Consider the following 1,079-nt stretch of genomic DNA (forward strand, 5'->3'; position numbering starts at 1 on the left):
ATTAGTATTAACCGAGCATAACGCCTTCGGCTAATCGCAACTCCTTCAGAGTAGCTATAATAGTTGTGCAGCTACCCAGGGTAGCGGACTACGCCCGCAACCCTGGGCTGGGAAAGCGCAACTCCTACAGAGTTGCTGCTGCTGACAAGCTCCACAACAAAAGAGACCAGCAGCGTACCCCACCCCAGTCTTCCCATGAGGGTAAATAGCGATTTGACACCCGACAACGGCATAGGCAGTACGGCGCAGACGGTACGCACCCCCGGCAACTCTGTAGGAGTTGCGATTTCACAGCCCAGGGTTGAGGTGCGAAGCGCCTCTACCCTGGGTATTGGTGCAAAAAAGGTAGCAACGCTGAACCGAAGGTCACCGGCGCGGCGCTTTGCGACGCGGAAAGGTAAAGTGTTGCGTTTAGCCGTAGGCGTTACCTCCAGCAGGATAATGGAAAAAAATGTGTAGACGATTATTATTAACTGAGCATAACGCCTTCGGCTAATCGCAACTCCTACAGAGTAGCTATAATAGTTGTGCAGCTACCCAGGGTAGCGGACTACGCCCGCAACCCTGGGCTGGGAAAGCGCAACTCCTACAGAGTTGCTGCTGCTGACAAGCTCCACAACAAAAGGGACCAGCAGCGTACCCCACCCCAGTCTTCCCAAGAGGGTAAATAGCGATTTGACACCCGACAACGGCATAGGCAGTACGCCGCAGACGGTACGCATCACCGGCAACTGTGAACCGAATGTCACCGGCGCGGCGCAATGCGACGCGGAAAGGTAATGGAGTTGTGATTACATAGCCCAAGGTTGAGGTGCGGAGTTGTTTTACCTTGGTCAATGATATAGGCAGTACGGCGCAGACGGTACACATCACCGGCAACTGTGAACCGAAGGTCACCGGCGCGGCGCAATGCGACGCGGAAAGGTAATGGAGTTGCGATTACATAGCCCAAGGTTGAGGTGCGGAGTTGTTTTACCTTGGTCGATGATATAGGCAGTACGGCGCAGACGGTACGCACCCCCGGCAACTCTGTAGGAGTTGCGATTTCACAGCCCAGGGTTGAGGTGCGAAGCGCCTCT

General features: G+C 54.8%; 1 protein-coding gene. It reads right to left on the reverse strand.

The features are described from left to right. Positions 1-745: 745 nt before the first annotated feature. A partial coding sequence (locus tag CIK87_RS14275; protein WP_158216198.1) for a hypothetical protein occupies positions 746-1,079 on the reverse strand: 334 nt, incomplete at its 5' end.

This window comes from Prevotella sp. P5-64, assembly GCF_002251285.1.
GTDB lineage: Bacteria > Bacteroidota > Bacteroidia > Bacteroidales > Bacteroidaceae > Prevotella.